Origin of the sequence: Pseudomonas sp. R5(2019), from assembly GCF_009905435.1 — a bacterium.
Taxonomy (GTDB): Bacteria; Pseudomonadota; Gammaproteobacteria; order Pseudomonadales; family Pseudomonadaceae; genus Aquipseudomonas.
On record NZ_JAAAMT010000047.1, the window covers coordinates 15,674 to 42,665 of the forward strand.

A 26,992-nucleotide genomic window follows, 5' to 3' on the forward strand; every position below is an offset into this window, starting at 1 on the left:
CGCGATGGGCCGCGAAGCGGCCCCGGCGATAGTGAAACCTTATGCACTCTGTCGCAGATATTACTGGCCTCTGGGGCCGCTTCGCGGCCCATCGCGGCCAGGCCGGGACGCCGGACCGCCGCTCCTACATAAAGGTTTTGTTGTTCAGTTTTTGGGTTGGCTGGCACTCACCCGCCAGATCCGATTACCCACGTCATCGGCCACCAGCAACCCGCCCTGATGATCGTTGGCCACGCCTACAGGCCGGCCCATGGCCTGGCCGTTGGCATCAAGGAACCCGGTCAGCACATCGATCGGCTTGCCACTGGGTTTGCCGCCCTGGAATGGCACGAAAATCACTTTATAGCCACTGTGTGGATCGCGGTTCCAGGAACCATGCTGGCCGATAAAGGCGCCTTGGGTAAAGGGCGCCGGCAAGCCCTTGGCATCCGCAAAGGTCAGGCCCAGCGAGGCGGTGTGTGGGCCAACGGCATAATCCGGAGCAATTGCCTTGGCGACCATGCTCGGGTTTGGTGGTGAGACTCGCTTGTCCACATTCTGGCCGTAATAGCTGAACGGCCAACCATAAAAGCCACCGTCCTTGACCGAGGTGATGTAGTCGGGCACCAGGTCGCTGCCGATCTCGTCACGTTCGTTGACCGCCGTCCAGAGCTTGCCGGTCTGCGGCTCCCAGGCCATGCCGTTGGGGTTGCGCAGGCCGTCGGCGAAGATGCGTTTATTGCCGGTGGCAGCGTCCACTTCCCAGATCGCGGCCCGGCCTTTTTCCTGGTCCAGACCGTTTTCGCCAACGTCATCGCCTTTTTCATGAACCAGCCACGCACGCCCCTGTTGTCGTCGGGCTTGGGTGGAGCATTGGTTTCGGCGACCAGCACATCGCCGTTGGGCAACACATACAGCCAGCGCGGGTGGTCCAGGCCTTCGGCAAAGGCGACCACGCGCATACCGGGCGCTGCCTGTGGCGTGCCGCCCTGGGGCCAGCCGATGGCCGGGGCGACGTTGATCGTGGGCATCAGGGTCTGGTTCGGCTCCGGCAGCCGTGGGGAAGGGCCGAAGCCGTCCTCGACTTGCAGGCGTGCCTTTTCGCCACAGGCGGCAAGCCCTGTGGCCATCACCATCATCAGAGCGATCGGTGCGTTGCGCATGGTCGAACGTCCTCAAGGGTCTGGGTACTCAAATAAGTAGAGGAGCGCGCGATGGCGAGGTTCAATGCCCGCCGCGCGCCGGCTTCATTTGACGCTCCCCCCCCAACCCTCTAACCTTCCCGACTTGTTTCAGGTGCTCGGCGAGCCACGGCTTTGCAGAGTGAAACAGGGAAGCCGGTGAACGTGCGAGGCACGTGACCCCGGCGCTGCCCCCGCAACGGTAAATGAGTGACGAGCATGCAGCAGCCACTGGGCCGGATTGGTCCGGGAAGGCGCGTGTTCCGGGCCCCGCCCACTCATGAGCCCGGAGACCGGCCTGAAGCACCAACGGCATCACGGTGGGTGATGCGCGGTTTGCGGTCGGTTTCCCGGCCGTGCGCGCGCCTGCCGTCTTCATAGACCAATCCATCTGTCGCACGGGCAAGAGCGACTCCGACGATCTCCTGTACCGAGCCCCAAGGCCTGCGCCCTGGTGGTTGGGCGTGGCCATTCGTCGATTTCCGTGCGCTGTCAGGAGAGCTGCGATGAGTGAATCCCCCGAACGTGACGAACGCCACCTGGCGCGCATGCTGCGCAAAAAGGCGGTCATCGACGAGCGTATCGCCAATTCGCCGAACGAATGCGGCCTGCTGCTGGTGCTGACCGGCAACGGCAAGGCCAAGAGCAGCTCGGCCTTCGGCATGCTCGCCAGGGCCATGGGCCACGGCATGCAGTGCGGCGTCGTGCAGTTCATCAAGGGCCGCAACGCCACCGGTGAAGAGCTGTTCTTCCGTCGCTTCCCCGAGCAGGTGCGCTACCACGTGATGGGCGAGGGCTTCACCTGGGAAACCCAGGACCGCCAGCGTGATATCGCCGCGGCCGAAGCGGCCTGGAAAGTCTCCTGCCAATTGCTGAGCGACCCGGACATCGGCCTGGTGATCCTCGATGAACTGAACATTGCCCTCAAGCACGGTTATCTGGACCTCGACCGGGTACTGACCGACCTGCAAGCACGTCCGCCCATGCAGCATGTGGTGGTGACCGGGCGCGGCGCACCGGCCGACTTGATCGAACTGGCCGATACCGTCACCGAAATGGGCATGGTCAAACACGCCTTCCAGGCCGGAATTCGCGCGCAAAAAGGCATCGAACTATGACCGATGCACGGCGTTGCCCGGCGGTGTTGATTGCCGCGCCGGCTTCCGGCCAGGGCAAGACCACCGTCACCGCCGCTCTTGCGCGCCTGCACCGTAATCAGGGGCGCAAGGTGCGGGTGTTCAAGTGCGGGCCGGACTTTCTCGACCCGATGATTCTGGAACGCGCCAGTGGCGCCCCGGTCTATCAGCTGGACCTGTGGATGGTCGGTGCCGATGAAAGCCGCCGCCTGCTCTGGGAAGCGGCGGGCGAGGCCGACCTGATTTTGATCGAAGGGGTCATGGGCCTGTTCGATGGCACGCCGTCGAGCGCCGATCTGGCGCGTCATTTCGGTGTGCCGGTGCTGGCCGTGATCGACGGCACCGCCATGGCCCAGACCTTCGGCGCCCTGGCGCTGGGACTGGCCCGCTACCAGCCGGACCTGCCGTTCGCCGGCGTGCTGGCCAACCGCGTCGGCACCCTGCGCCACGCCCAATTGCTCGAAGGCAGCCTGACCGAAGGCCTGCGCTGGTACGGCGGGCTGTCGCGGGAAACCGGTATCGAATTGCCCAGCCGTCACCTGGGGCTGGTGCAAGCCAGTGAACTCAATGATCTGGACGCGCGCCTGGACGCCGCCGCCCAGGCGCTGGGGCAAAGCTGCGATGCCGCCTTGCCGCCCGCCGTCGAGTTTGCCGCCCCGGTACCGCAAGCCGTCACGCCGCTGCTTGAGGGGGTGCGCATCGCCGTCGCCCGTGATGAAGCCTTTGCCTTCACCTACGGCGCGAGCCTGGATCTGTTGCGGGCCATGGGCGCCCGGTTGAGCTTTTTCTCGCCCATTCATGATCAGGTCTTGCCAGAGGCAGACAGCCTCTATCTGCCCGGTGGCTACCCCGAGCTGCACCATGTGGCGTTGGCGGAAAACACGCCGATGCGCAGCGCCATTCGCGCCCACCATCAAGCCGGCAAACCGCTGCTGGCCGAATGCGGCGGCATGCTTTACCTGCTCGACGCCCTGACCGATGTCCAGGGCCAGCGCGCCGAACTGCTGGGCCTGCTGCCCGGCGAAGCGGTGATGCAAAAGCGCCTGGCAGCGCTGGCGCTGCAGGCGGTCGAGCTGCCGGAAGGCACCCTGCGCGGGCACACCTATCACCATTCGCTGACCACCACGACGCTTGAGCCGATCGCTCGCGGCCAAAGCCCCAATGGCGGCCGCGGCGCGGAGGCGGTCTACCGCTGCGGGCGGCTGACCGCGTCGTACGTGCACTTCTACTTTCCCTCCAACCCCGACGCGCTGGCGGCGCTGCTGCGACCATGAGCGAGCATGCCTACAGCCCCGAGGAGCGGGCGGCGGTGTACCGGGCCATCGGCGAGCGTCGCGACATGCGCCACTTTGTCGGCGGCAGTGTGGCCCCCGAATTGCTCGCGCGGCTGCTGGAGGCGGCACATCAGGCCCCCAGTGTCGGCTTGATGCAGCCATGGCGGTTTATCCGCATCAGCGATCGCGGCCTGCGCCAGCAGGTCCAGGGGCTGGTGGAAGACGAGCGCATCCGCACGGCCGAGGCCCTGGGCGAGCGCTCCGATGAATTCATGAAGCTTAAGGTCGAAGGCATCAACGACTGCGCCGAAGTGCTGGTCGCGGCGCTGATGGACAAGCGTGAGGGGTATATTTTCGGCCGTCGTACCTTGCCGGAAATGGACCTGGCGTCACTGTCCTGCGCGATCCAGAACCTCTGGCTGGCGGCCCGCGCCGAAGGCCTGGGCATGGGCTGGGTGTCGCTGTTCGACCCGCAGGCGCTGGCCGGGCTGCTGGGCCTGCCGGAGGGTGCCAAGGCGCTCGCCGTGCTGTGCCTGGGGCCGGTCAAGGCATTCTATCCGGCACCGATGCTGGTGCTTGAAGGCTGGGCCGAGCCACGGCCCTTGTCCGAACTGCTGTATGAAAACCAATGGGGAGTGATTCGATGAGTGTGGCGCTGTTGAGTGTCGCCGGGGTGGCGCTGGATGCGCTGCTGGGTGAGCCCAGGCGCAGGCATCCGCTGGTGGCCTTCGGGCGTCTGGCCGATCGCCTCGAGCAACGTTTCAATGCGGCTGGCAGAGGCTGGCGCAGCCACGGGGTCACGGCCTGGTTTCTGGCGGTGATCCCGCTGACGCTGGTGGCGACGTTGTTGTCCTGGCTGCCATACCTGGGCTGGATCGTTGAGGTGCTGGCGCTTTACTGCGCACTGGGCCTGCGCAGCCTCGGTGAGCATGTGACGCCGGTGGCCGAGGCCCTGCGCCGCGATGACCTGGAGGCCGCGCGCCAGCGAGTCGGCTATCTGGTCAGCCGCCAGACTGATGAGCTGGACGCCAACGCCGTCGCCCGCGCCGCCACCGAATCGGTGCTGGAGAACGGCAGCGATGCGGTGTTCGCCGCGCTGTTCTGGTTTGCCGTCGCCGGCGTGCCCGGTGTGGTGCTTTATCGCCTGAGCAATACCCTGGACGCCATGTGGGGCTACCGCAACGAGCGCTTCGAACGCTTCGGCTGGGCGGCGGCGCGTATCGATGACGTGCTCAACTACATCCCGGCGCGGCTGGTGGCCCTGACCTATGCGCTGCTGGGCAAGACCCGCCTGGCGCTCACCTGCTGGCGCCAGCAGGCACCCCGCTGGGACAGCCCGAATGCCGGGCCGGTGATGGCGGCCGGTGCCGGTGCGCTGGGGGTTGAATTGGGCGGGCCCGCGGTCTACCACGGCGAACTGCACGAGCGTGCGCAGCTGGGCGAAGGCCAGCCGGCCGACGCCGAGTCGATCGAGCGCGGTTGGCAACTGGTTCAGCGTGGCGTCTGGCTATGGTTGCTGCTGCTGTGCCTGGGGGCTGAGATCTATGCTTGAACATGGTGGACGCCTGCGCCAGGCCGCGCTCGACTACGGGATCGAGCTGTCCCAGTGGCTGGACCTTTCCACTGGGCTTGCGCCGTGGCCGTTTGCGATTCCTGAAATTCCGGTCAGCGCCTGGGCGCGGCTGCCGGAAGTCAATGACGGCCTGGAACTGGCCGCCTGCGAATACTACGGCGCCCATCAGGTGCTGCCGGTACCCGGCTCCCAGGCCGCGATCCAGGCCTTGCCGCGCCTGCGCCGGACCGGCAAGGTCGGCGTGCTGTCGCCCTGTTACGCCGAGCATGCCGAGGGCTGGCGGCGGGCCGGGCATCGGGTCCGGGAGATTGGCGAAAGCGAGGTGGACTTCTACCTCGACGGCCTTGATGTCCTGGTGGTGGTCAACCCCAACAACCCGACCGGGCGCCTGCTGCCCCCCGAGCGGCTGCTGGAATGGCACGCCCGGCTGGTGCAGCGCGGCGGCTGGCTGCTGGTGGACGAAGCCTTCATGGACAACACCCCGGGCCTGAGCCTGGCGGGCTTCACGGACCGTGCCGGGCTGATCGTGTTGCGCTCGTTCGGCAAGTTTTTCGGCCTGGCCGGCGTACGCCTGGGCTTTGTGCTGGCCGAGCGCAAATTGCTGCAACTGCTCGCCGAACAGATCGGGCCGTGGGCCGTCAGCGGGCCGACCCGGCAGTTGGGCCAGGCCTGCCTGCTCGACCGCGACGCCCATGCCCGGCAGATTCGCCGCAGCGAAGCGGCCAGCGAGCGGCTGGCGCGTTTGCTCGAGCGCTTCGGCCAGCCGCCCACCGGTGGCTGTGCCTTGTTCCAGTGGCGAGTGACCGACCAGGCCCAGCGCCTGCACGATTTCATGGCCCGGCGCGGCATTCTGCTGCGGCTGTTCCCGGCCACTTCCAGCCTGCGTTTTGGTCTGCCCCTTGATGAGGCCGACTGGCTGCGCCTGGAGCAGGCCTTTACTGATTACCTCAAGGAGCCGCCATGCCCACGCTGATGGTCCAGGGCACCACCTCGGATGCCGGCAAAAGCACGCTGGTGACCGCCCTGTGCCGCTGGCTCGCCCGCCAGGGTGTTGCCGTGGTGCCGTTCAAGCCGCAAAACATGGCGCTCAACAGTGCCGTGACCGCCGACGGCGGCGAGATCGGCCGCGCCCAGGCCGTGCAGGCCCAGGCTGCCTTGCTTGCGCCGCACACCGACATGAACCCGGTGCTGCTCAAGCCCAACAGCGACACCGGCGCCCAAGTCATCATCCATGGCAAGGCGGTCACCACCATGAACGCGGTGGCGTACCACGGCTACAAGGCCATCGCCATGGAAGCGGTGCTCGACTCCCATCGGCGTCTCAGTGACCGCTACCCGGTGGTGATGGTGGAGGGCGCGGGCTCTCCGGCGGAGATCAACCTGCGCGCCGGCGACATCGCCAACATGGGCTTTGCCGAGGCGGTGGATTGCCCGGTGCTGCTGATTGCCGACATCAACCGTGGCGGCGTGTTCGCGCACCTGGTCGGCACCCTCGAGCTGCTGTCGCCCAGCGAGCAGGCACGGGTCAAGGGCTTTGTGATCAATCGCTTCAGGGGCGACATTGCCTTGCTCCAGCCGGGCCTGGACTGGCTTGAAGCGCGTACCGGCAAGCCAGTGATCGGCGTGCTGCCCTATGTGCTCGACTTGCACCTTGAGGCCGAGGACGGCCTCGATCAGCGCCAGTCCGACAACAAGGCCGAGCAGTTGCTCAAGGTGATCGTGCCGGTGTTGCCACGCATCAGTAACCACACCGATTTCGATCCGCTGCGCCTGCACCCCCAGGTGGACCTGCAATTCATCGGCCCGGGCGAAGCGATCCCGCCCGCGGACCTGATCATCCTGCCCGGCTCGAAAAGCGTGCGCAGCGACCTGGCCCAACTGCGCGCCCGTGGCTGGGACAGCGCCATCGCCCGGCACCTGCGCTATGGCGGCAAGCTGCTGGGGATTTGCGGCGGCTTGCAGATGCTTGGCCAGCAGGTGCATGACCCGCTGGGCCTTGAAGGCGCGCCGGGCTCCAGCGCGGGCCTGGGGCTGTTCGATTTCACCACCACGCTCGCCGCGGAAAAACAGCTGCGCAATGTCCAGGGCCATTTGACCCTGGAAGAGGCACAGGTGAGCGGCTACGAAATTCATGCCGGGGTCACCGAAGGCCCGGCGCTGGCCAACCCGGCCGTGCGCCTGGACGATGGCCGCTGCGACGGCGCGGTCAGCGCCGACGGCCAGGTGCTCGGCACTTACCTGCACGGCCTGTTTGAATCACCGGCTTGCAGTAGTGCCTTGCTGCGCTGGGCGGGGCTGACCCAGGTGCAGGCAGTCGATTACCACGCCCTGCGGGAGCTGGATATCGAGCGCCTGGCAGACCTGGTGGAAAAACACCTGGACACCCAGCGGCTGAGCCAGCTGTGCGGACTGAAACAGGAAACCTGCTGACATGTTGCAACTGATCCTCGGCGGCGCCCGTTCCGGCAAAAGCCGCCTGGCTGAACGACTGGCCAGCGAAAGCGCGCTGGCGGTGACCTACATCGCCACCAGTGAACCGCTGGACGGCGAAATGAATGCTCGGGTGCAACTGCACCGCCAGCGCCGACCCAGTGAATGGGGGTTGATCGAAGAGCCGCTGCAACTGGCTCGGGTACTGCGCGAACAGGCGCGCCCCGACCGCTGCCTGCTGGTGGACTGCCTGACCCTCTGGCTGACCAACCTGTTGATGCTCGACGACCCGCAAACGCTGGTCGTCGAGCGTGATGCCTTGCTCGATTGCCTGGCCGGGTTGCCGGGTGAAATCATTCTGGTCAGCAACGAAACCGGCTTGGGCGTGGTCCCGCTGGGCGAACTGACCCGGCGTTATGTCGATGAAGCCGGCTGGCTGCATCAGGCCATCGCCGAGCGCTGCCAGCGGGTCGTGCTGACCGTCGCCGGCCTGCCGCTAACCCTTAAAGGAGTTGCACCATGAGTCAAACCTGGTGGCTGGCGCCGTGCCGGCCGGTTGATGAAAAGGCGCGTGCCAATGCCCTGGCGCGGCAACAGCAATTGACCAAACCGGCAGGCTCGCTGGGGCGCCTGGAGCAGGTCGCGGTGCAGCTGGCCGGCTTGCAGGGGCGGCTCAAGCCTGCGCTTGAGCAGGTCTGGATTGCGATCTTTGCCGGTGACCATGGCGTGGTGGCCGAAGGCATCTCGGCCTATCCGCAAGAAGTGACCGGGCAGATGCTGCTCAATTTCGTCAGCGGTGGTGCGGCCATCAGCGTGATTGCCCGTCAGTTGGGCGCGCAGCTGGAAGTGATCGACCTGGGCACCGCCACTCTGCGCGAGCCGCTGGCGGGTGTGCGTCACCTGAATCTCGGCCCGGGCACTGCGAACTTTGCCCATGGCCCGGCCATGACCGCCGAACAGGGCGAGCAGGCCCTGCAGGCCGGTCGTGACAGCGCCCAGCGTGCGTTGGACAGCGGTGCGCAGCTGTTTATCGGCGGCGAAATGGGCATCGGCAACACCACCGCCGCCACGGCCGTGGCCTGCGCGCTGCTCAAGTGCCCAGCCAGCGCACTGGTCGGCCCCGGCACCGGGCTTGACGCGGCGGGTGTCAGCCACAAGGCCCAAGTGATTCAGCGCGCGCTGGAGCGCCACGCAGACCTGCCGGACGACGCCTTGCAACCGCTGCTGTGTTTTGGCGGTTTTGAAATGGCCGCGTTGACCGGCGCCTACCTGGCCTGTGCCCAGGCCGGCGTTGCGGTGCTGGTCGATGGCTTTATCTGCACCGTGGCTGCGCTGGTGGCGGTGCGCTTGAACCCTTCTTGCCGACCCTGGCTGCTGTTTGGCCATCGCGGCGCCGAGCCGGGTCACCGGCAGGTACTGGCCCATCTTGAGGCTGAGCCTTTGCTGGAACTGGGCCTGCGCCTGGGCGAAGGCAGCGGCGCGGCGCTGGCGGTACCGTTGTTGCGCATGGCCTGCAGCCTGCACGGCGACATGGCGACCTTTGCCGAAGCCGCCGTTGCGGACCGCCCGGCATGACCTTGCAACTGGACCTGCTGCGCCATGGTGAAACCGAGCAGGGCGGCGGGCTGCGCGGCAGCCTTGACGACGCCCTGACCGACACCGGCTGGGCACAGATGCGCGCAGCAGTGGAGCAGGGCGGGCCTTGGTCGCGGATCGTCAGTTCACCGCTGCAGCGCTGCGCGCGTTTCGGCGCCGAGCTCTCCCGGCGGCTGGATGTGCCGCTGGAACTGGCGCCCGAACTGCAAGAACTGCACTTCGGCGACTGGGAAGGGCGCAGCGCCGCCGAGTTGATGCTCACCGATGAACGAGGCCTGGGCCTGTTCTGGTCGGATCCTTACAGCTTCACACCGCCTCGGGGCGAGCCTGTGGCCGACTTCGCTGCACGGGTGCTTGCTGGCATCGAAGGCTTGCACCAGCGTTACGCGGGCGAACGGGTCCTGTTGATCAGCCATGGCGGCGTGATGCGCTTGCTGCTGGCACGGGCGCGTGGATTGCCGCGTGAGCAGTTGTTGCAGGTTGAAGTGGCCCATGGCGCGTTGTTTGGATTATCGGTGGACGCTGATGGCGTCCTGAGTGAGCGAGGCTGAACATGCTGCCGTTCTGGATTGCCTTGCAGTTTCTCGGCAGCCTGCCGGTACGCTTGCCGGGCATGCCGGCGCCGGAGCAGATGGGGCGCTCATTGCTCTGGTATCCGGCAGTAGGTCTGCTGTTCGGGTGTGTGCTGCTGGCGCTGAATGCGGTATTGGCTGGCGCGCCGCTGTTGCTGCACGCGGCCTTGCTGTTGGCCGCCTGGGTGCTGCTCAGCGGCGCCCTGCACCTGGACGGTCTGGCCGACAGCGCTGACGCCTGGCTGGGCGGATTCGGTGACCGGGCGCGCACGCTGGAAATCATGAAAGATCCGCGTAGCGGGCCGATTGCGGTGGTCACGCTGGTGGTCGTGCTGCTGCTCAAATTCTGCGCGATCGTTGCCCTGATCGAAGCGCAACACAGCCTGGCCTTGCTGCTGGCGCCGGTGCTCGGGCGGGCGGCGATGCTTGCGTTGTTCATGTCGACGCCCTACGTGCGGGCGGGCGGACTGGGGCAGGCGCTGGCGGATCATCTGCCGCGCATGGCCGGGCGTTGGGTGTTGCTGGTTGTCGCGATGGGCTGCGTGGCGCTGGCAGGCCTTGCCGGGGCCTGGGCGGTGCTCGCAGCGGTGGCGGTGTTTGTGTGGCTGCGCGCGCTGATGGTGCGGCGCCTGGGTGGGGCGACGGGCGATACGGCGGGGGCGTTGCTGGAGTTGCTGGAGTTGGTGGTGGTTGTGGTGTTGGCGTTGGTTTAGAGGCGACGCTGACTCCAATGCCGCATTAACTCTGTGGGAGCGGATTTATCCGCGAATGGCATCACCGCGGTTCACCTGACCCACCGTGGTGAATCGATTCGCGGATAAATCCGCTCCCACATTCTGTAATTCGCCAACGCTGGCCCCGTTCGCCAGAAAAATATTGCGTAACAATTAATGCGGGTATATACACCTAATCATGAACTCACCCCAATGCCTGTGCACTCACCTGCGCCGCGCCTCCCGAGGTGTTAGCCGCCACTATGACGAAGCCCTTGAAGGTTTCGGCATCAACATCGCCCAGTTTTCCCTGCTGCGCAATCTGGAGCGGCTGGACCAGCCCAGCATTTCGACCCTGGCCGAAGCTGTCGGGCTGGACCGCAGTACGCTGGGTCGTAACCTGCGGGTGCTGGAAGCGCAAGGTTTGGTGAGCCTGGTCGAGGGCGAGGACCATCGCAACCGGCTGGTGCTGTTGACCGCCGAAGGCCTGGCCCGGATCGAGGCGGCCAAGCCTGCGTGGAAGGCCGCGCAACAGTCGTTGCTGGAACAGTTGGGTGAAGATCGACGTGATCTACTGGTGAAGCTGCTGGAGCAGCTGGCGTGATCCATTTTCGAATCAAAGCGGGTATATACCCGCATGAAGCCCGGAGAGAGCAACAATGACATCGGTATGGCGAACCAGCGGCTGGATATTGTTAGGCAGTGCGCTGATCCTGGCGCTTTCGCTGGGTATCCGACACGGCTTTGGTCTGTTTCTGGCGCCCATGAGTGCCGATTTTGGCTGGGGACGGGGCGTGTTCGCGCTCGCCATCGCCCTGCAAAACCTGATCTGGGGCGTGGCTCAACCCTTTGCCGGTGCGCTGGCTGACCGCTTCGGTGCGGCTCGGGTGGTGCTGATCGGTGGCGTGCTGTACGCACTCGGTCTGGTCTTCATGAGCATGGCCGATTCGCCTTGGTCATTGTCGCTCAGTGCCGGCCTGCTGATCGGGATCGGTTTGTCCGGCACTTCATTCTCGGTGTTGCTCGGTGTGGTCGGCCGCGCAGTCCCGCCGGAAAAGCGCAGCATGGCCATGGGCATCGCCAGTGCGGCGGGCTCCTTCGGCCAGTTCGCCATGCTGCCGGGCACGCTCGGTTTGATCAATTGGCTGGGCTGGTCGGCGGCGCTGCTGGCGCTGGGGCTGATGGTCGCGTTGATCGTGCCGCTGGTGGGCATGCTCAAAGACCGGCCACTGCCGAGCCTCGGCCACGATCAAACCCTTGGCCAGGCATTGCGCGAAGCCTGTTCGCACTCGGGCTTCTGGCTGCTCTCGCTGGGCTTTTTCGTCTGCGGCTTCCAAGTGGTGTTTATCGGCGTGCACCTGCCGTCCTTCCTGGTCGACCAGCACCTGCCGGCGACGGCGGGCACCACGGTGCTGGCGCTGGTGGGATTGTTCAATATCGTCGGCACCTATGTGGCCGGCTGGCTCGGCGGGCGGGTGTCCAAACCGCGGTTGTTGACGGCGCTGTACCTGATTCGTGCGGTGGTGATCGTGTTGTTTCTGTGGGCACCGATCACCGTTACAAGCGCCTACCTGTTCGGCATCGCCATGGGCCTGTTGTGGCTCTCCACGGTGCCGCTGACCAATGGTACGGTCGCCACCCTGTTCGGCGTGCGCAATCTCTCTATGCTGGGAGGCATCGTGTTCCTGTTCCATCAGTTAGGCGCCTTCCTGGGCGGCTGGTTGGGCGGGGTGGTGTATGACCGTACCGGGAGTTACGACATGGTCTGGCAGATTTCCGTGGTGCTCAGCCTGCTGGCCGCGGCGTTGAACTGGCCGGTGCGTGAGCGGCCGGTAGCGCGGCTTCAGGCCGCCACGGGGGCAGCGTGAGCACGCGCTGGCTGGGCCCTGGCCTGTTGGTGCTGGGCGTGCTGCTGCTGGCAGCCGCCTGGTGGGGCTGGCAGCGCGGTGGGCTGGCGTTAATGCAGCTGGGCATGGGCGCTTGCTAGTGCCGGGAGAACGTGGTTAGTTGAGGGAAATTGACGCGAGCAGGAGAAGACCATGCGCTGGTATGCTGTCCCTCTGTTATTGCTGGTGGCCGGCGGTGCGCTGGCCAGTGAATGCCCCGAGGTGTTGCAAGGCCAGCTGCCCAAGCTGCGGGCCAAAGAGCAGATCGACCTGTGTCAGAAATTCGCCGGCAAGCCTCTGGTGGTGGTCAACACCGCCAGCTACTGCGGGTTCGCACCTCAGTTCGAAGGCCTGGAAGCGGTCTACAAGCGCTACCAGGGCCAGGGCCTGGAAATGCTCGGGGTGCCGTCCAATGACTTCAAGCAGGAAGACAGCAACAGCGAAAAAACTGCCAAGGTCTGTTATGCCAACTACGGTGTGACCTTCACCATGACCGAGCCGCAATCGGTCAGGGGCGAGAACGCCACTCACCTGTTCAAGGAACTGGCCAGGCAAAGCAGCCCGCCGCGCTGGAATTTCTACAAGTACGTGGTGGATCGCCGGGGCAAGGTGATTGCCAGCTTCTCAAGCCTGACCAAGCCCGATGACCCGGACTTTATCGAGGCGATCAACAAGGCCATTGCGTCCACTCCGGCCACCGGCGGTTAACGTTCTGACGCTGCAGGGTGGAGTGCATGGGAGAGCACTGGCGGCTTCGGCCCATCTGAAAAGCTTCGCAGGCTAGCCTTGCTCCTACTAGGAGCCGGGCTTGCTCGCGAGAGGTCAGCAGCTTCAACCATTGATCAGAAGCGGTAAGTCATCCCCAGGCCCAGGCCGAAGGCGCTGTTTTCATATTTGGCGTTGAAGCTGCCCTTGGAGGCGCTCGCCAGGTTGATATTGACCTCTTCTTCTTGCAGGTAGGAGAGCGCCGCATCGATGGTCAGGTCGTCAGTCGGGCTCCAGCCGGCACCGATGCTCACGGCCTTGCGATCACCGGTCGGGATGCGTGGCGAACGGTCGACGTTGTTGGCCGGCGACTGGTCCATGCTCAGGCCTGCACGCAGTACCCACTGGTTGTTGACCTGGTAGGAGGCACCAATGGCGTGTGCCCAGGTGTTGTGCCATTTCTGGTCTTCGTTGATGGTGCCGATCGGGCCGGCAGCACCGCCGAGCCGAGCAGGTACACCTTCATTGATGACGGTGATCTGCTCCAGACGGCTCCAGCGGGTGTAGGTACTGCCCGCGTAGATCGTCCACTGATTGTCCAGCTTGTGGGTGATCGACAGGTCGGCCGACTCGGGAGTTTCGATCTCCAGGGTTGCATCGAATTTGCTGCCGTTGAACGGGCCAAAGCCCTGGCCAAAAATCCTGGTGTTGCCTTGCAGCTTGTACTTGACCCTGGAATGGTAGGTCAGGCCAATGCGTGTGGCGTCGGTCGCCTGGACCATGACACCGGCGTTGAAGCCGACGGCGGTGTCGTCGCCTTTGATCTTCACACGGCCATCTCCGGCTGCCCCGCCAAAAGTGGAGGACCCCAGTTCGCCTTTGATCTTGTTGATGGTCGGCCCAATACCGATCGACACGACATCGTTGAATCGCCAGGCGATGGTGGGCTGCAAGGTAATCACTTCGACCTTGCTCTTGTCGCCCCAGTAGCGGCCAGCAAAGCCGCGTTCGTAATCGGTCACCAGGCCGAACGGCGCGTACATGTCGATACCCACGGTCAAATGCTCATCGACTGGCTTGACGTAATAACCCATCGGCACGGCAACCACCGGAACCATATCGCCATCAGTGCTGCCATTGATAGGCTGGCCAATAGCGTTAGTGCCGCTGCCCTCGATATCAGACCGGGCAATGATAGCGGCCGCGCCAACCGTGGCCTGCTCGCGTTTCAGGAAGGACATGCCGGCAGGGTTGCCGTAAACAGTGCTTGCGTCATCGGCAGAAGAAGATCGCCCGGCAAAACCAGTACCCATGCCGCTAATGCTTTGTTCGTTGAGGGCGTAGCCACTGGCAAACAGTTGCGTGGAGGCGAGGCCGACAGCGAGGCTGAGTGTGGTCTTGAGCATTACTTTTTTCATTATTAGAACTCCGTGGTGATCACCGGAGGCAAACTACCAACATTTTTCAGACAGCGCTATAGCCTGAATCGCAGGAGATAGAGCGGTTTTGTAGGACAATCAAACCATATTTGTAGGAGATATAACTTTGACCAATCGGTCATTTAACAGGCTTGTTGGTCAAGTGGAGCGATGCAGGTTTGCCAGGCACAGGTGAAGTCTCGCAACCGACCCTGCGGATGGAAGGTTTGACGCCAGATTCTGGCCAGGCCGAGCACGTCGTCGGCTTCGGGGAGGGTGGGGCGTTGCTGTTCGACCAGCATCCAGGCGATGGCGGTGGCATAGCGAAGATTGACCGTCAACTCCAGGTGCGGGCCGCTCAGGAAAGCATGCTGGCTGGCCAGGCCACGGACCAGGCTGGCCAGGTCCGGGTCGAGCGCCAGGTAATGGTCCCAGAGATGTTGGTGGCGGTGCTCACCGATGCGATAGAGGCCGTGGCCACGTCGATCATGCAAGGCCGAGCCCAGGGCCGATTGGCTGGCGGCGATGCCTAGCAGCAGTGCTTCGGCGGTGGCGCAATGGCGGTTCAGATACATCAACGTCGGGCGGATCACAAACTCGCTCAACTCGCTCGCGGCGATACCCATAAAGCCCTCGGCTTGATAATGGCCGGCGAAGTCAGACGCTTTGGCAGCGATGAGTAAAGTCAGCCTCGCCGGAAGCGGGTGGTACCGCTTGAGTTGAAGTGTAGTGTCATATCTGTGCTGTAAAGGGCTGTTTTTACAACATTTGCGGCGCGAGGTTATAACTGATATGCCGTGCGGTGCTTAAAACCAACGGCTTTTTAGGGCGTGTTTCACGATAGATGTAGGAGCGGCGGTCCGGCGTTCCGGCCTGGCCGCGATGGGCTGCGCAGCAGACCCCGGGGCCGCTGCGCGCCCCATCGCGGCCAGGTCCGCTCCTACAGGACGCTAAATCAGGCAACCAACGCCTGGCGAGTACGGTCGATCACGGCTTGCAGCGGGGCTTCGCTGGCGTAATGTTCCGGGTACAGGCGCTGGCTGTGGCGGGCGATGCCGTGCTCGTTGACCAGCGTGAAGCTGAAGCTGCCATTGCGGGCGGCCAGAATCAGGCAGTTCAGAGGGGCAAAAGCGTTTTCCAGGGTGCGGATCGCATCCCGGGTAGGGAGTTGGGTATTCATGTTATGGGTGTTCCTGCAAAAGACACGGATAAGAGCCGTGCATGACTAAAACGTTCCAGAAACGCCAACCATTCCGAGTTGTGCGACGAACCAGTCTGGAACACTGCAGTCAGGGTGAAGCGCATTGATCTATGTGGCGCTCGGGCTGACCGGTAGTACACATGAGGACAGGCAACACACCGGGCAAAGGTTCCATGGCGCCGGGGAAGATCCTGATCAAATCTGCAGGTTGGTATGACAGGGTAAAGGACAGCGCGCGGCGTTCATTGGAGCCGTGCCTGAGAACATTACCTGGAAACCATCGAGAAGGCCGGTCCTTTGTTTCGACAGGGTTCTACTGCGGTAGAAGCGTGCGATAAGGACTGCGTCGGCCAGAATTGACTTTCAGCTGGGTACAAACGCCGCTGATTCTATCAGGCTGAAAACAGAATGCAAGCCCAATGTTGAAAGCGCGTGCCTGCCGATTGACGCCATCGACAAAAAAGTGGGGCGGCGAGCCTCGATTCGGGGCGGTTGTTCACATGGGTTGAAAAGAGTGTCACGCGGCCTTAACGCCGAGTAAAAAAGGCCTCCATGGCTGGGTTGAAAATTTAAGTCAATGAAAAAAAACGCTTTTTTTTGTTGGTGAAAAAATCGTCAGTTTGTCTGCGGGCCCCATTCTGTGTGGCTTTGCGAGGGGTGCAGGGGGGTTGTCCACTGAGTTATCCACAGCTTCTGTGGATTGTCCTGAGCGCTTGCTCTAGAACGGGTGTACCGGCTTTTTCCTGCGGGGGAGGCAGGGCAAAAACCGAGGTTGGGTACGAATACCTCTCGTCGTCGTAGGCGTCCTACCCGTCAAAGAAAGATCACCTACAAGCGTATGAAAAAAGACTTCAAACGGGGCGGGCCTTCTTCAAAAAAAAGGAGTAGAGTTGCGCGCCCTGCGATTTGCCCCCAAGTTTTTATGAAGTTTCATGCAAGAACATCCGCTGATACGCCTGTGACCAACGCCGCCCGTGCCGGTGATTGCCAGGCTCAGCAGGCGCTGTACAGGCTGTTGCAGGCGTCACCCGCGCAATAGACACTGGCGCGAACTTTTCGCACAAGGTAAGAACGCAGTGGCAATGGCATTGGACGTGACCAGCATCGTGCTGGGGTTATTGCTGGCAGGTGTGCCGGCCGTGAGCTGGGCCCTTGTGCTACACCGCCGCCTGGCCTTGCGCCAGGCGCAGGCCGAACTGTTCGACGAGCGCCTGAGCAGTGCGCAGCTGAGCAACGATGGCCTGCTTGCCCAGTTGGACGCCAGCCGCGATGAAATCAGTGACCTGAGCCAGGCCAATTCAGCCAAGCAGGCGCAACTGGCCGCTCAGGGGCGCGAGCTTGAGCTGCTGCAGATCGAGCGCGACAACGCCCGTGACGCCGCCCACGCCTGGAACCTGGAGCGAGCCACCAAGGAAACCGAACTGCGCCGTCTCGACGCCCAGTGCGCGGCGTTGAACGCCGAACTGCGTGAACAGCAGGACAGCCACCAGCAACGCCTGACCGACCTGCAAGGCTCGCGTGACGAGCTGCGCGCCCAGTTCGCGGAGCTGGCCGGCAAGATTTTCGACGAGCGCGAGCAGCGCTTTGCCGAGACCAGCCAGCAGCGCCTGGGGCAATTGCTTGACCCCTTGAAGGAACGCATCCAGTCCTTCGAAAAGCGCGTCGAGGAAAGCTACCAGCAGGAGGCCCGCGAACGCTTCTCGCTGGGTAAGGAACTGGAACGCCTGCAGCAGCTCAACCTGCGCCTGAGCGACGAAGCCACCAACCTGACCCAAGCGCTTAAGGGGCAGAAAACCCAAGGCAACTGGGGTGAGTTGATTCTTGAGCGGGTGCTTGAACATGCGGGCCTGGAGAAGGGCCGCGAGTACCAGACCCAGGTCAGCCTCAAGGGCCCGGATGGCGAGCGCTTTCAGCCCGACGTGCTGATCATGCTGCCCGGCGACAAGCAGGTGGTGGTCGACTCCAAGGTCAGCCTGACCGCCTACCAGCAGTACGTCGCCGCAGTCGACAGCGCCACCGCCCAGGCCGCCCTGAAGCAGCATGTACTGTCACTGCGCAACCACGTCAAAGGCTTGTCGAGCAAGGATTACAACCGCCTCGAAGGCCTGCACAGCCTCGACTTCGTGCTGTTGTTCGTGCCGATTGAGGCGGCTTTTTCAGCGGCGCTGCAGGCCGAGCCGAACCTGTTCCAGGAAGCCTTCGACCGCCATATCGTGATCGCCAGCCCGACCACGCTGCTAGCCACGCTGCGCGTGATCGACAGCCTCTGGAAGCAGGAGCGCCAAGGCCAGAACGCCCGGGAAATCGCCGAGCGCGCTGGCTGGCTGTACGACAAGTTCGTCCTGTTTATTCAGGATCTGGACGAAGTCGGGGCGCGCTTGCAACAGCTGGATAAAGCCTACAGCGCCGCGCGCAACAAACTGACCGAAGGCCGCGGCAACCTGGTCAGCCGCAGCGAGCAACTCAAGCTGCTTGGCGCGCGTGCCAGCAAAAGCCTGCCCAGCGATCTGCTGGAGCGCGCCATGCCAACCGACGAAACCCTCGAACTGCCCGAATAAACAAACCCTCGCGTCCCTCGGGTTGCTTACATATTCCTGATAATGTAGGAGCGGACCTGGCCGCGATGGGCTGCGAAGCAGACCCCGGGGGCCGCTGCGCGCCCCATCGCGGCCAGGCCGGGGCGCCGGACCGCCGCTCCTACATAGGAATTTTAAGCCTAACGCATCACGCTCAGATGGCGGTTGAGCAGGGCGCGCAAGGCCGCTGGCTTGACCGGTTTGGCGAGATAATCAAGACCGGCCGCGTGAACCTGGGCCACCATTTCGGCGCGCCCGTCGGCACTGATCACCACCCCCGGTACCGGCTCACCCATGCGCGTGCGCAGCCAGGCCATCAGCTCGGTGCCGGTCTCGCCATCGTCCAGGTGGTAGTCCACCAGCGCCAACTGTGGGCGCATACCATCGCCCAACAGCACATCGCACTCCTGGCGGTTGCGCGCGGTCCAGACCTGGCAGCCCCAGCGGCTGAGCAGGCTGTTCATGCCGATCAAGATACTGTCTTCGTTATCAATGCACAGCACTTGAGTGCCGGCCAGTTGCTGAGTGTTCGGGTCGCTGCTGCGGCTCGGCACCGGCACCACCACCGGCGCGCCGGTCAGCGGCACGCTGACGCTGAACACGCTGCCTTTGCCCGGCCAGGAGCGCACCGTCAGCGGATGCTCCAGCACCCGGCACAGGCCGTCAGCAATCGCCAGGCCCAGCCCCAGGCCTTTTTCGGCGCGGGTCTGGTGGCTGTCCAGGCGCTTGAATTCTTCGAAAATCACCTGCAGCTTGTCGCCTGCAATCCCTGGCCCACGGTCCCAGACCTCAAGGCTCAGGTGCCCGGCTTTGCGCCGCACGCCAAGTAAAATCGGGCTCTTGCCGTAGCGGAAGGCATTGGTCAGAAAATTTTGCAGGATACGGCGCAACAGCTTCATGTCGCTGTTGACCCGCAGGCGTGTGCCGCGCAGGCGGAAGTCGATACCCTGTTCACGAGCAAGGGCTGAAAACTCGACACCCAGGGTATCGAACAACTCATTGAGGGCGAATGGCTTGCGGTCCGGGGTGATCTTGCCGTTTTCCAGGCGCGAGATATCCAGCAGGTCGCTGATCAGCTCTTCGGCCGAACGCAACGAACTGTCCATATGCTCGACCAGTTGCTGGGCTTCGCTGGACAGCCCGTCACCCTGGTGCGAGAGCGCGGCGGAGAATAGCCGCGCGGCGTTCAACGGTTGCATCAGGTCGTGGCTGACAGCCGCCAGAAAGCGCGTCTTCGACTGGTTGGCCGCTTCTGCGTTGCCCTTGGCCTCGGTCAGCGCCAGGTTCAATTGCGACAGTTCATGAGTGCGTTCGGCGACCCGCTGTTCCAGGCTTTCGTTGGATTCCTTGAGCGCCGCCTCCGCTTCGCGGAATGCGGTAATGTCGATGAAACTCATGACAAAGCCGCCGCCGGGCATCGGGTTGCCGATCAGTTCGATCACCCGGCCATTGGGGAACAGGCGCTCGGAGGTGTGGGCGCGGCCCTGGCGCATCCAGTGCAGGCGGCGGGCGACGTGGACCTGCGCTTCGCCCGGGCCGCACAGACCGCGCTCGGCGTTGTAGCGGATGATGTCGGCAATCGGCCGGCCGACGCCAATCAGCCCGTCCGGGTAGTTGAACAGCTCCAGGTAACGGCGGTTCCAGGCCACCAGCCGCAAGGATTGGTCGACCACGCTGATGCCCTGGCTGATGTTCTCGATGGCGCCTTGCAGCAAGGCGCGGTTGAACTGCAGCACTTCGGAAGCTTCGTCGGCGATCCGCACCACATCTTCAAGCTGCATCTCCCGCCCTTCAATCGCCGCGCGGACCACTGCGCGGGTCGAGGAGCTACCCAGTACACCGGCCAGCAGCCGTTCGGTGTGGGCGATCCATTCGCCATCGGCATTCTGGCCGGGGTTGAAGCCCTTGCCCTGGCGATAGGCGAAGCGGATGAAGCTCTGGCGCGCGCGCTCCTCGCCGACAAAGCGCGAGGCCAATTGCAGCAGATCGTCGATCTGGACCGCCAGCATCGAGCGGCTGCTGGGCCGGGCGCTGGTTTCCTGGCCGATAAAGCGGCCGGCTTGCCAGTGCTCGGAGACCCGGGTGCGCGACAGGATCGACACCCAGGCGAAGAGGGTGAAGTTGCCCGCCAGCGACAGCACCACGCCCTGGGTCAGCGGAGAAATCGGCAGGTTCAGCGGGTTGCTGTGCAGCCACGAAAGGCCCGGGAACGCCTGCAGCGACCAGCCCAGGCTATGGGCGGCCAGCGGCAGTACCAGGGTGTAAAACCAGAGAAAAACACCGGCTGCAAGGCCGGCGAACACGCCGCGGCGGTTGGCCTGTTTCCAGTACAGCGCGCCGAGCATGGCCGGCGCCAGTTGGGTGACGGCGGCAAAGGCAATCTGGCCGATGGTCGCAAGGCTCGCGGTGGGGCCCAGCAGCCGGTAGCTGACATAGGCCAGCAGCAAAATCACCACGATGCTGACGCGGCGCACCGTCAGCATCCAGTGGCGGAACACCTCGAACGGCCGCTCGGCGCTCTGGCGCCGCAACAGCCAAGGCAACAGCATGTCATTGGAGACCATGGTCGACAGCGCCACGCTGGCGACGATGACCATGCCGGTCGCGGCCGAGGCGCCGCCAATAAACGCCAGCAAGGCCAGCGCCGGATGGGATTGGGCCAGCGGCAGGCTGATCACGAATGAGTCGGGGATCACTGAGCTTGGCAGCAGCATTTGCCCGGCCAAGGCGATCGGCACCACAAACAGGCCGGCCAGAATCAGGTAGGCCGGGAACACCCAGCGCGCCAGGCGCAGGTCCTGGGGGTCGATGTTTTCAACGACGGTGACGTGAAATTGCCGCGGCAGGCAAATGATCGCCATCATCGCCACGCAGGTCTGCACCACCATCGACGGCCAGTTGATGGTTTCTTGCCAGTAGGTTTCCAGGCGCGGGGCGAGGCGGGCCTGGCTGAACAGGTCGTCGAAACCGTCATACAGGTTAAAGGTGACAAAGACACCCACGGCCAGAAAAGCCAACAGCTTGACCAGCGACTCGAAGGCAATCGCCAGCACCATGCCCCGGTGGTGTTCGGTGACGTCCAGGCTGCGGGTGCCGAACACGATGGTGAACAGCGCCAGGACCAGCGACACCACCAGCGCCGTGTCCTGGACCCGCGGCCCGGTGGCATCGGCGCTGGCACCGATCAGCAGGTTGACCCCCAGCACGATGCCTTTGAGTTGCAGCGCGATGTACGGCAGCACGCCAACCAGGCAAATCAGCGCCACCACAATCGCCAGCGACTGGGATTTGCCGTAGCGCGCGGCGATAAAGTCGGCAATGGAGGTGATGTTTTCCTGCTTGCTGATCAGCACCATCTTTTGCAGCACCCAGGGCGCACCGAGCAACAGCAGCACCGGCCCCAGGTAAATCGGCAAGAACGCCCAGAGTTGTTCGGCGGCCTGGCCCACGGCGCCAAAGAAGGTCCAGCTGGTGCAATAGACCGCCAGCGACAGGCTGTAGACCCACGCCCGCAAGCGCGGCGGCAAGGGGGTGCCGCGACGGTCACCGTAGAAGGCAATGGCGAACAGGATGGCCATATAGGCCAGGGCGACCACAGCGATCAGCCCGCTGGACAACGACATGCAACTCTCCGAACGGGGTAGGAGCCGGGCAAGCCCAATGGTCAGTTAAGGCGACACAAACCCTGTGGGAGCGGATTTATCCGCGAATGAATGCACCGCGGTTTTTCAGGCATTGCGCGTCGTTTTCATTCGCGGATAAATCCGCTCCCACAGGGTTTGTATCGCCTTAACTGACCGGCATTGGGGCAAGCCCGGCTCCTATAGGGCGTCTTGATTGGCACAGTCTCGCATGCCGTCAAAGTTTCGTCAGCGCCGACCAAGGTCGCAATGGGGATGTATATCTGTAAAACAGATAACAGTTAGAGAAATTACCCGTTATATGGATATAACTTCTAGGTCTAACATCGCCTGACCTCATCAGAGGACAGGAGACCCGCAATGCCTTTGAGCCACCTTCAACACCCGCGTGAAGTGATCCGCCAATTCACTCCCAACTGGTTCGCCGCCACCATGGGCACCGGCGTACTCGCCCTGGCGCTCAAGCAGTTGCCGTTTTCAGCAGCGCCCATCGACGCGGTAGCCGAAGGGCTGTGGCTGTTGACCATCGGCCTGTTTGTGCTGTTCACGGTGCTTTACGCAGCCCGTTGGCTGATGTTCTTCAACGAAGCCCGGCGGATTTTCGGCCATTCCACCGTGTCGATGTTTTTCGGCACCATCCCCATGGGCCTGGCGACCATCATTAACGGCTTTCTGCTGTTTGGCGTGGCGCGCTGGGGCGATGCGATTGTGCCGATGGTCACGCTGCTGTGGTGGCTGGATGTGGCGCTGGCTGTGCTCTGTGGCGTGGCGATTCCGTTTCTGATGTTCACCCGCCAGGAGCACAGCATCGATCAGATGACCGCGGTCTGGCTGTTGCCGGTGGTCGCCGCTGAAGTGGCAGCGGTCAGTGGAGGCTTGCTGGTGCCGCATTTGAGCGATGCCCATCAGCAATTCCAGGTGCTGGTGACCAGCTATGTGCTGTGGGGCTTCTCTGTGCCCGTGGCGTTCAGCATTCTCACCGTGCTGCTGTTGCGCATGGCTCTGCACAAACTGCCACCGGCCAATATGGCGGCCTCCAGCTGGCTGGCGCTTGGCCCGATTGGCACGGCGGCGTTGGGCCTGCTGGTGCTGGGGCAGGACGCGACGGCGGTGTTTGCCGCCAACCACTTGGCCGGGGTCGGCGATATCGCGGCGGTGCTGGGCCTGGTGGCGGCTGTGGCGCTGTGGGGCTTTGGCCTGTGGTGGATGCTGATGGCGGTGTTGATCACCCTGCGTTACCTGCGCCATGGCATGCCTTTCAATCTGGGTTGGTGGGCCTTCACCTTTCCGCTGGGGGTGTTTGCGCTGACGACGCTCAAGCTCGGCAGCGTCCTGCAGCTGGGTTTCTTCAATGGGTTCGGCGTGCTGTTGGTGGCGGCGCTGGCGGCCATGTGGCTGGTGGTCGGCAAGCGCACGCTGCGGGGCGCCTGGCGCGGGGAGCTGTTTGTCTCGCCGTGCATTGCATCGATCTGAAACCTGAGCGCTGCTAATGTGGCTTTTGCATGGCCTTGTGCAATCCAATGACAACAGCCTTCGCCGCATGCGGCGCCACGCAGGTACACAATTGATGAGTCACCCCTCGCAATTCGCTCTGTTAGGCAAACGGCGCTTCCTGCCGTTTTTCATTACCCAGTTGCTGGGGGCCTTCAACGACAACATTTTCAAGCAGTCGCTGATCCTGGCCATCTTGTACAGGCTGACGATCGAAGGTGACCGCTCGATCTGGGTCAACCTCTGCGCCTTGCTGTTTATTCTGCCGTTCTTCCTGTTCTCGGCCCTGGCCGGGCAGTTTGGCGAGAAATTCGCCAAGGATGCGCTGATGCGGCTGATCAAGCTGGGCGAGATCGCGATCATGGCGGTCGGTGCGGTGGGGTTCCTGTTCGATCATCTGTGGCTGATGTTGCTGGCGCTGTTCGCCATGGGCACCCACTCGGCGCTGTTCGGCCCGGTCAAATACTCGATCCTGCCCCAGGCCTTGCGTGAAGAAGAGCTGGTGGGCGGCAACGGGCTGGTGGAAATGGGCACTTTTCTGGCGATCCTGGCGGGCACCATCGGTGCCGGGGTGATGATGTCCAGCGCTCACTATGCGCCGGTGGTCTCGACCGCCATTGTGCTGGTGGCTGTCCTGGGTTACCTGGCCAGCCGCGGCATTCCCCGGGCGCCAGCGGCCACGCCTGACCTGCGGATCAACTGGAACATCTTCAGCCAGACGTGGGCCACGCTGCGGCTGGGCCTTGGCCAGACGCCATCGGTGTCGCGCTCGATTGTCGGCAACTCGTGGTTCTGGTTTATCGGGGCGATTTACCTGACTCAGATCCCGGCCTATGCCAAGGACTGGCTCTACGGCGATGAAACCGTGGTTACGCTGATTCTCACGGTGTTCTCGGTCGGCATTGCGCTGGGCTCGATGCTCTGTGAGCGACTGTCCGGGCGCAAGGTGGAGATGGGTCTGGTGCCGTTCGGCTCATTCGGCCTGACCCTGTTCGGGCTGATGTTGTGGTGGCATTCAGGCGGCTTCCCGCAGAGCGTGCAGGCCAATGACTGGCTGACCGTGCTCGGCCACGCCCAGGCCTGGTGGGTGCTGCTGGACATCCTTGGCCTGGGCGTGTTCGGCGGCTTCTATATCGTGCCGTTGTATGCCTTGATCCAGGCGCGCACCGCCGAGCATGAGCGGTCGCGGGTAATCGCCGCCAACAATATCCTCAATGCGCTGTTCATGGTGGTGTCGGCCATCGTCACCATCCTGTTGCTCAGCGTCGCCGGGCTGTCGATCCCCCAGCTGTTCCTGGTGGTGTCGCTGATGAACATTGCGGTCAACAGCTACATCTTCCGCATCGTCCCCGAGTTCACCATGCGCTTCATGATCTGGCTGCTCAGCCATTCCCGAGTTCAAGGGCGGCGTGAAACGGATACTTGAACAGACACCGGTGCCGGTGATTCCGTTGGCGTTGCAGGGCTTGTGGGGGAGTTTTTTCAGCCGCCGCAAGAAGTGGAGCCGGCATTATTGCGTGAGCAAGTCACCGCCTTGCGCGGCCTTGCCCGGTAGCTGATTAGCGGGGAATTGGTGTGGGAGCGGATTTATCCGCGAATAGCTTCACCACGGTGTGTCAGACGAACCGCGGTGAAGCTATTCGCGGATAAATCCGCTCCCACAGGTTTATTCGCGAGGCTTTAGGCGGCGCTGACTTTCAGGCCTACAAGACCGGTAATGATCAACGCCACGCTGAGCAACCGCACCAGCGCCATCGATTCACCAAACAGCATGATCCCGGCGATCACCGTACCGACCGCGCCCACACCGGTCCAGATGGCATAGGCGGTGCCCAGTGGCAGTTCCTTCATGGCAAGGCCGAGCAAACCAAGGCTGATCGCCATGGCGGCAACGGTGAGTGCGGTGGGAATGGGGCGGGAGAAGCCGTCGGTGTATTTCAGGCCGACAGCCCAGCCGACTTCGAACAGGCCGGCGAAAAACAGAATGATCCAGGACATGATGACCTCCAATAGTAGAAGGGGTCGTCCCCGGAACAATCACTCGGTGAGTGGTGAGGTCGTCCTCACGATGGGCACTATAGTGCACAACCTTGCTCCGGGGATCAAGCCGTGCCCTCTCCCGGGAGGGGAGAGGGTCAAGCAGGATCAGATCCCTTGCGGAAGCTCTTCGCCGCCCAGCGCTTCGAACAGCGCCGGCAGGAATTCGCCGAAGGTCAGCATCATCAGGGTGAAGCTGGCGTCCAATTGGCCCAGGGCCTCTTCACCGCCGTCTTCTTCTGCCTGGTCTTGCAGCAGCTCTTCGAACTTCAGGCGCTTGATGACCATCTTGTCGTCCAGTACGAACGACAGTTTGTCCTGCCAGGCCAGCGACAGTTGCGTCACTTGCTTGCCGGTGCTCAGGTGCAGCTGGATTTCCTCGCCGGTCAGGTCCTGGCGCTTGCAACGGACGATGCCGCCGTCTTCGTGGGTGTCGCGCAGTTCGCACTCGTCCAGCACGTAGAAGTCGGGCGCGGCTTGCTGGGTCTTGACCCACTCGGTCAGGGTGGCGGTAGGGGCGATCTTCACGGTCAGCGGGCGAACCGGCAGCGAGCCCATCACTTCGCGCAGGGTCGACAGCAGGTCTTCGGCGCGTTTGGGGCTGGAGGCATTGACCAGCACCAGGCCCTGTTTCGGCGCGATGGCGGCGAAGGTGGCCGAACGACGAATAAAGGCACGGGGCAGGAAGGCCTGGATGATCTCGTCCTTGATCTGGTCGCGTTCCTTTTTATAGACCTTGCGCATCTGCTCGGCTTCGATCTCTTCGATCTTCTCCTTGACCGCATCACGCACGACGCTGCCGGGCAGGATGCGTTCTTCTTTACGCGCAGCGATCAGCAGGAAGTCCTGGCTGACATGTACCAGCGGTGCGTCTTCGCCTTTGCCGAATGGGGCGACGAAACCGTACGTGGTCAACTCCTGGCTTGCACAAGGGCGCGCAGGCTTGGTAGCCAATGCGGTTTCCAGCGCCTCGGGGTCAAATGGAACGTCTTGGGTCAGGCGATAGATCAGCAGGTTTTTGAACCACATGGGGTGACGCTCTCCTTACATATAAGGAAGGCATTATTCTCCGAGCGGACGCCTCAGGCCAACCCTCGCTAAGTCTTTGGAAGGCTTCGAAAAATTTTTTAAAAAAGTGCTTGCCAGAGGTATCTCTCGTCCGTAGAATGCGCGCCACACCGAGAGACAAAGGGTGATTAGCTCAGCCGGGAGAGCATCTGCCTTACAAGCAGAGGGTCGGCGGTTCGATCCCGTCATCACCCACCAATCTCTCTCAGTGTATCGCGCAGCGGTAGTTCAGTCGGTTAGAATACCGGCCTGTCACGCCGGGGGTCGCGGGTTCGAGTCCCGTCCGCTGCGCCATATTCGCTTCAAGGCACCACTGAACGGTCTTGAAGCAACAACGAAGCGCCCTTAGGGGCGCTTTTTTGTTTGCGTCGGTTTTTACAACCGACCCACGCATCCATGTAGGAGCGGACCTGGCCGCGATGGGCTGCGAAGCGGCCCCGGCGATTCTGAAACCGCCGGCACTCGCAAGCTGATCCGCCGATGTCACAGACCCAAGGGGCCGCTTCGCAGCCCAT

The 26,992-nt window shown here is 63.3% G+C and carries 22 protein-coding genes, 2 tRNA genes, 2 pseudogenes and 1 riboswitch; of the genes and pseudogenes, 19 read left to right on the forward strand and 7 right to left on the reverse strand.

Annotation, left to right across the window (positions count from 1 at the left end; translation table 11 throughout):
• Positions 1-144: 144 nt before the first annotated feature.
• A pseudogene (locus tag GUY40_RS23060) lies at positions 145-1,142 on the reverse strand (sorbosone dehydrogenase family protein).
• Positions 1,143-1,256: 114 nt separating this feature from the next.
• Positions 1,257-1,477: riboswitch (cobalamin riboswitch) on the forward strand.
• Positions 1,478-1,666: 189 nt separating this feature from the next.
• On the opposite strand from GUY40_RS23060, the gene cobO reads away from it, so the two are divergent.
• The 14 genes from cobO (at position 1,667) to GUY40_RS23125 (ending at position 13,048) form a co-directional block, all read left to right on the forward strand.
• On the forward strand, positions 1,667-2,278 hold the full coding sequence (gene cobO / locus GUY40_RS23065) for a cob(I)yrinic acid a,c-diamide adenosyltransferase (RefSeq protein WP_166571217.1): 612 nt from the start codon (positions 1,667-1,669) through the stop codon (positions 2,276-2,278).
• Positions 2,275-3,570, forward strand: a complete 1,296-nt coding sequence (locus GUY40_RS23070) for a cobyrinate a,c-diamide synthase (protein ID WP_166571218.1) — start codon at positions 2,275-2,277, stop codon at positions 3,568-3,570. Before cobO ends, GUY40_RS23070 begins: the two co-directional genes overlap by 4 nt.
• The gene (bluB, locus tag GUY40_RS23075; RefSeq protein WP_166571219.1) at positions 3,567-4,217 is read left to right on the forward strand and encodes a 5,6-dimethylbenzimidazole synthase; all 651 of its coding nucleotides are present in this window, start codon (positions 3,567-3,569) and stop codon (positions 4,215-4,217) included. The genes GUY40_RS23070 and bluB overlap by 4 nt, the downstream gene beginning before the upstream one ends.
• Positions 4,214-5,122 carry an adenosylcobinamide-phosphate synthase CbiB gene (gene cbiB / locus GUY40_RS23080; protein WP_166571220.1) on the forward strand — a complete coding sequence of 303 codons (909 nt, stop codon included), beginning with the start codon at positions 4,214-4,216 and terminating at the stop codon, positions 5,120-5,122. The genes bluB and cbiB overlap by 4 nt, the downstream gene beginning before the upstream one ends.
• Positions 5,115-6,116, forward strand: coding sequence for a threonine-phosphate decarboxylase CobD (gene cobD / locus GUY40_RS23085; RefSeq protein WP_166571221.1), 1,002 nt, complete (start codon positions 5,115-5,117; stop codon positions 6,114-6,116). The genes cbiB and cobD overlap by 8 nt, the downstream gene beginning before the upstream one ends.
• A complete protein-coding gene (locus GUY40_RS23090) occupies positions 6,104-7,573 on the forward strand; it encodes a cobyric acid synthase (protein ID WP_166571222.1) in 1,470 nt (489 codons plus the stop codon). Before cobD ends, GUY40_RS23090 begins: the two co-directional genes overlap by 13 nt.
• 1 nt (position 7,574) lies before the next feature.
• Positions 7,575-8,096 carry a bifunctional adenosylcobinamide kinase/adenosylcobinamide-phosphate guanylyltransferase gene (cobU, locus tag GUY40_RS23095; protein ID WP_166571223.1) on the forward strand — a complete coding sequence of 174 codons (522 nt, stop codon included), beginning with the start codon at positions 7,575-7,577 and terminating at the stop codon, positions 8,094-8,096.
• Positions 8,093-9,148 carry a nicotinate-nucleotide--dimethylbenzimidazole phosphoribosyltransferase gene (gene cobT, locus GUY40_RS23100; RefSeq protein WP_166571224.1) on the forward strand — a complete coding sequence of 352 codons (1,056 nt, stop codon included), beginning with the start codon at positions 8,093-8,095 and terminating at the stop codon, positions 9,146-9,148. Before cobU ends, cobT begins: the two co-directional genes overlap by 4 nt.
• The gene (gene cobC, locus GUY40_RS23105; RefSeq protein WP_166571225.1) at positions 9,145-9,720 is read left to right on the forward strand and encodes an alpha-ribazole phosphatase family protein; all 576 of its coding nucleotides are present in this window, start codon (positions 9,145-9,147) and stop codon (positions 9,718-9,720) included. The genes cobT and cobC overlap by 4 nt, the downstream gene beginning before the upstream one ends.
• Before the next feature lie 2 nt (positions 9,721-9,722).
• Positions 9,723-10,454 (forward strand): adenosylcobinamide-GDP ribazoletransferase, encoded by a 732-nt coding sequence (locus GUY40_RS23110; RefSeq protein WP_166571226.1) that lies wholly within the window; start codon positions 9,723-9,725, stop codon positions 10,452-10,454.
• A gap of 199 nt (positions 10,455-10,653) precedes the next feature.
• Positions 10,654-11,058 carry a MarR family winged helix-turn-helix transcriptional regulator gene (locus GUY40_RS23115; protein ID WP_166571227.1) on the forward strand — a complete coding sequence of 135 codons (405 nt, stop codon included), beginning with the start codon at positions 10,654-10,656 and terminating at the stop codon, positions 11,056-11,058.
• A 55-nt stretch (positions 11,059-11,113) separates the two neighbouring features.
• A complete protein-coding gene (locus GUY40_RS23120) occupies positions 11,114-12,322 on the forward strand; it encodes an MFS transporter (RefSeq protein ID WP_166571228.1) in 1,209 nt (402 codons plus the stop codon).
• Positions 12,319-12,441, forward strand: coding sequence for a hypothetical protein (locus tag GUY40_RS28470; RefSeq protein ID WP_256675833.1), 123 nt, complete (start codon positions 12,319-12,321; stop codon positions 12,439-12,441). The genes GUY40_RS23120 and GUY40_RS28470 overlap by 4 nt, the downstream gene beginning before the upstream one ends.
• A gap of 52 nt (positions 12,442-12,493) precedes the next feature.
• Positions 12,494-13,048: a glutathione peroxidase gene (locus GUY40_RS23125; protein WP_166571229.1), complete on the forward strand. Its 555-nt coding sequence runs from the start codon at positions 12,494-12,496 to the stop codon at positions 13,046-13,048.
• Positions 13,049-13,182: 134 nt separating this feature from the next.
• On the opposite strand, the gene GUY40_RS23130 is transcribed toward GUY40_RS23125, so the two are convergent.
• From GUY40_RS23130 to GUY40_RS23140, 3 genes are all read right to left on the reverse strand, one after another.
• On the reverse strand, positions 13,183-14,463 hold the full coding sequence (locus GUY40_RS23130; RefSeq protein WP_166571230.1) for an OmpP1/FadL family transporter: 1,281 nt from the start codon (positions 14,461-14,463) through the stop codon (positions 13,183-13,185).
• A 143-nt stretch (positions 14,464-14,606) separates the two neighbouring features.
• Positions 14,607-15,089: a hypothetical protein gene (locus GUY40_RS23135; RefSeq protein ID WP_166571231.1), complete on the reverse strand. Its 483-nt coding sequence runs from the start codon at positions 15,087-15,089 to the stop codon at positions 14,607-14,609.
• Between the two features lie 329 nt (positions 15,090-15,418).
• On the reverse strand, positions 15,419-15,643 hold the full coding sequence (locus GUY40_RS23140; protein WP_166571232.1) for a hypothetical protein: 225 nt from the start codon (positions 15,641-15,643) through the stop codon (positions 15,419-15,421).
• Positions 15,644-16,860: 1,217 nt separating this feature from the next.
• Between GUY40_RS23140 and rmuC the strand changes: the two genes are divergently transcribed.
• On the forward strand, positions 16,861-18,222 hold the full coding sequence (gene rmuC / locus GUY40_RS23145) for a DNA recombination protein RmuC (RefSeq protein WP_178117939.1): 1,362 nt from the start codon (positions 16,861-16,863) through the stop codon (positions 18,220-18,222).
• A gap of 158 nt (positions 18,223-18,380) precedes the next feature.
• Here rmuC and GUY40_RS23150 read toward each other — a convergent pair whose 3' ends face one another.
• A complete protein-coding gene (locus tag GUY40_RS23150; RefSeq protein ID WP_166571233.1) occupies positions 18,381-21,863 on the reverse strand; it encodes a PAS domain-containing hybrid sensor histidine kinase/response regulator in 3,483 nt (1,160 codons plus the stop codon).
• Between the two features lie 378 nt (positions 21,864-22,241).
• Between GUY40_RS23150 and GUY40_RS23155 the strand changes: the two genes are divergently transcribed.
• Complete coding sequence (locus GUY40_RS23155) at positions 22,242-23,354, forward strand: TDT family transporter (protein ID WP_166571234.1); 1,113 nt, start codon at positions 22,242-22,244, stop codon at positions 23,352-23,354.
• Between the two features lie 94 nt (positions 23,355-23,448).
• Positions 23,449-24,931: pseudogene (locus tag GUY40_RS23160) on the forward strand (glycerol acyltransferase).
• A 121-nt stretch (positions 24,932-25,052) separates the two neighbouring features.
• Here the strand turns inward: GUY40_RS23160 and sugE are convergent.
• A complete protein-coding gene (sugE, locus tag GUY40_RS23165; RefSeq protein ID WP_166571235.1) occupies positions 25,053-25,370 on the reverse strand; it encodes a quaternary ammonium compound efflux SMR transporter SugE in 318 nt (105 codons plus the stop codon).
• Between the two features lie 147 nt (positions 25,371-25,517).
• A complete protein-coding gene (gene rdgC / locus GUY40_RS23170; RefSeq protein WP_166571236.1) occupies positions 25,518-26,438 on the reverse strand; it encodes a recombination-associated protein RdgC in 921 nt (306 codons plus the stop codon).
• 161 nt (positions 26,439-26,599) lie between these two features.
• On the opposite strand from rdgC, the gene GUY40_RS23175 reads away from it, so the two are divergent.
• Together GUY40_RS23175 and GUY40_RS23180 are read left to right on the forward strand one after the other, a co-directional pair.
• Positions 26,600-26,675 (forward strand) — tRNA-Val (locus GUY40_RS23175).
• 19 nt (positions 26,676-26,694) lie between these two features.
• Positions 26,695-26,771, forward strand: a tRNA-Asp gene (locus GUY40_RS23180).
• The last annotated feature ends 221 nt before the right edge of the window (positions 26,772-26,992 follow it).

Excerpts from the sequence above, each read along its gene's own strand:
- GUY40_RS23130 (WP_166571230.1), bottom strand. The coding sequence starts at position 14,463 with ATGAAAAAAGTAATGCTCAAGACCACACTCAGCCTCGCTGTCGGCCTC.
- GUY40_RS23110 (WP_166571226.1), top strand. The coding sequence starts at position 9,723 with ATGCTGCCGTTCTGGATTGCCTTGCAGTTTCTCGGCAGCCTGCCGGTA.
- GUY40_RS23070 (WP_166571218.1), top strand. The coding sequence starts at position 2,275 with ATGACCGATGCACGGCGTTGCCCGGCGGTGTTGATTGCCGCGCCGGCT.
- GUY40_RS23150 (WP_166571233.1), bottom strand. The coding sequence starts at position 21,863 with ATGTCGTTGTCCAGCGGGCTGATCGCTGTGGTCGCCCTGGCCTATATG.
- bluB (WP_166571219.1), top strand. The coding sequence starts at position 3,567 with ATGAGCGAGCATGCCTACAGCCCCGAGGAGCGGGCGGCGGTGTACCGG.
- cbiB (WP_166571220.1), top strand. The coding sequence starts at position 4,214 with ATGAGTGTGGCGCTGTTGAGTGTCGCCGGGGTGGCGCTGGATGCGCTG.
- GUY40_RS23120 (WP_166571228.1), top strand. The coding sequence starts at position 11,114 with ATGACATCGGTATGGCGAACCAGCGGCTGGATATTGTTAGGCAGTGCG.
- GUY40_RS23090 (WP_166571222.1), top strand. The coding sequence starts at position 6,104 with ATGCCCACGCTGATGGTCCAGGGCACCACCTCGGATGCCGGCAAAAGC.
- GUY40_RS23115 (WP_166571227.1), top strand. The coding sequence starts at position 10,654 with ATGAACTCACCCCAATGCCTGTGCACTCACCTGCGCCGCGCCTCCCGA.
- cobO (WP_166571217.1), top strand. The coding sequence starts at position 1,667 with ATGAGTGAATCCCCCGAACGTGACGAACGCCACCTGGCGCGCATGCTG.
- sugE (WP_166571235.1), bottom strand. The coding sequence starts at position 25,370 with ATGTCCTGGATCATTCTGTTTTTCGCCGGCCTGTTCGAAGTCGGCTGG.
- cobU (WP_166571223.1), top strand. The coding sequence starts at position 7,575 with ATGTTGCAACTGATCCTCGGCGGCGCCCGTTCCGGCAAAAGCCGCCTG.
- cobT (WP_166571224.1), top strand. The coding sequence starts at position 8,093 with ATGAGTCAAACCTGGTGGCTGGCGCCGTGCCGGCCGGTTGATGAAAAG.
- GUY40_RS23125 (WP_166571229.1), top strand. The coding sequence starts at position 12,494 with ATGCGCTGGTATGCTGTCCCTCTGTTATTGCTGGTGGCCGGCGGTGCG.
- cobD (WP_166571221.1), top strand. The coding sequence starts at position 5,115 with ATGCTTGAACATGGTGGACGCCTGCGCCAGGCCGCGCTCGACTACGGG.
- rdgC (WP_166571236.1), bottom strand. The coding sequence starts at position 26,438 with ATGTGGTTCAAAAACCTGCTGATCTATCGCCTGACCCAAGACGTTCCA.
- GUY40_RS23140 (WP_166571232.1), bottom strand. The coding sequence starts at position 15,643 with ATGAATACCCAACTCCCTACCCGGGATGCGATCCGCACCCTGGAAAAC.
- GUY40_RS23135 (WP_166571231.1), bottom strand. The coding sequence starts at position 15,089 with ATGGGTATCGCCGCGAGCGAGTTGAGCGAGTTTGTGATCCGCCCGACG.
- cobC (WP_166571225.1), top strand. The coding sequence starts at position 9,145 with ATGACCTTGCAACTGGACCTGCTGCGCCATGGTGAAACCGAGCAGGGC.
- GUY40_RS23155 (WP_166571234.1), top strand. The coding sequence starts at position 22,242 with ATGCCTTTGAGCCACCTTCAACACCCGCGTGAAGTGATCCGCCAATTC.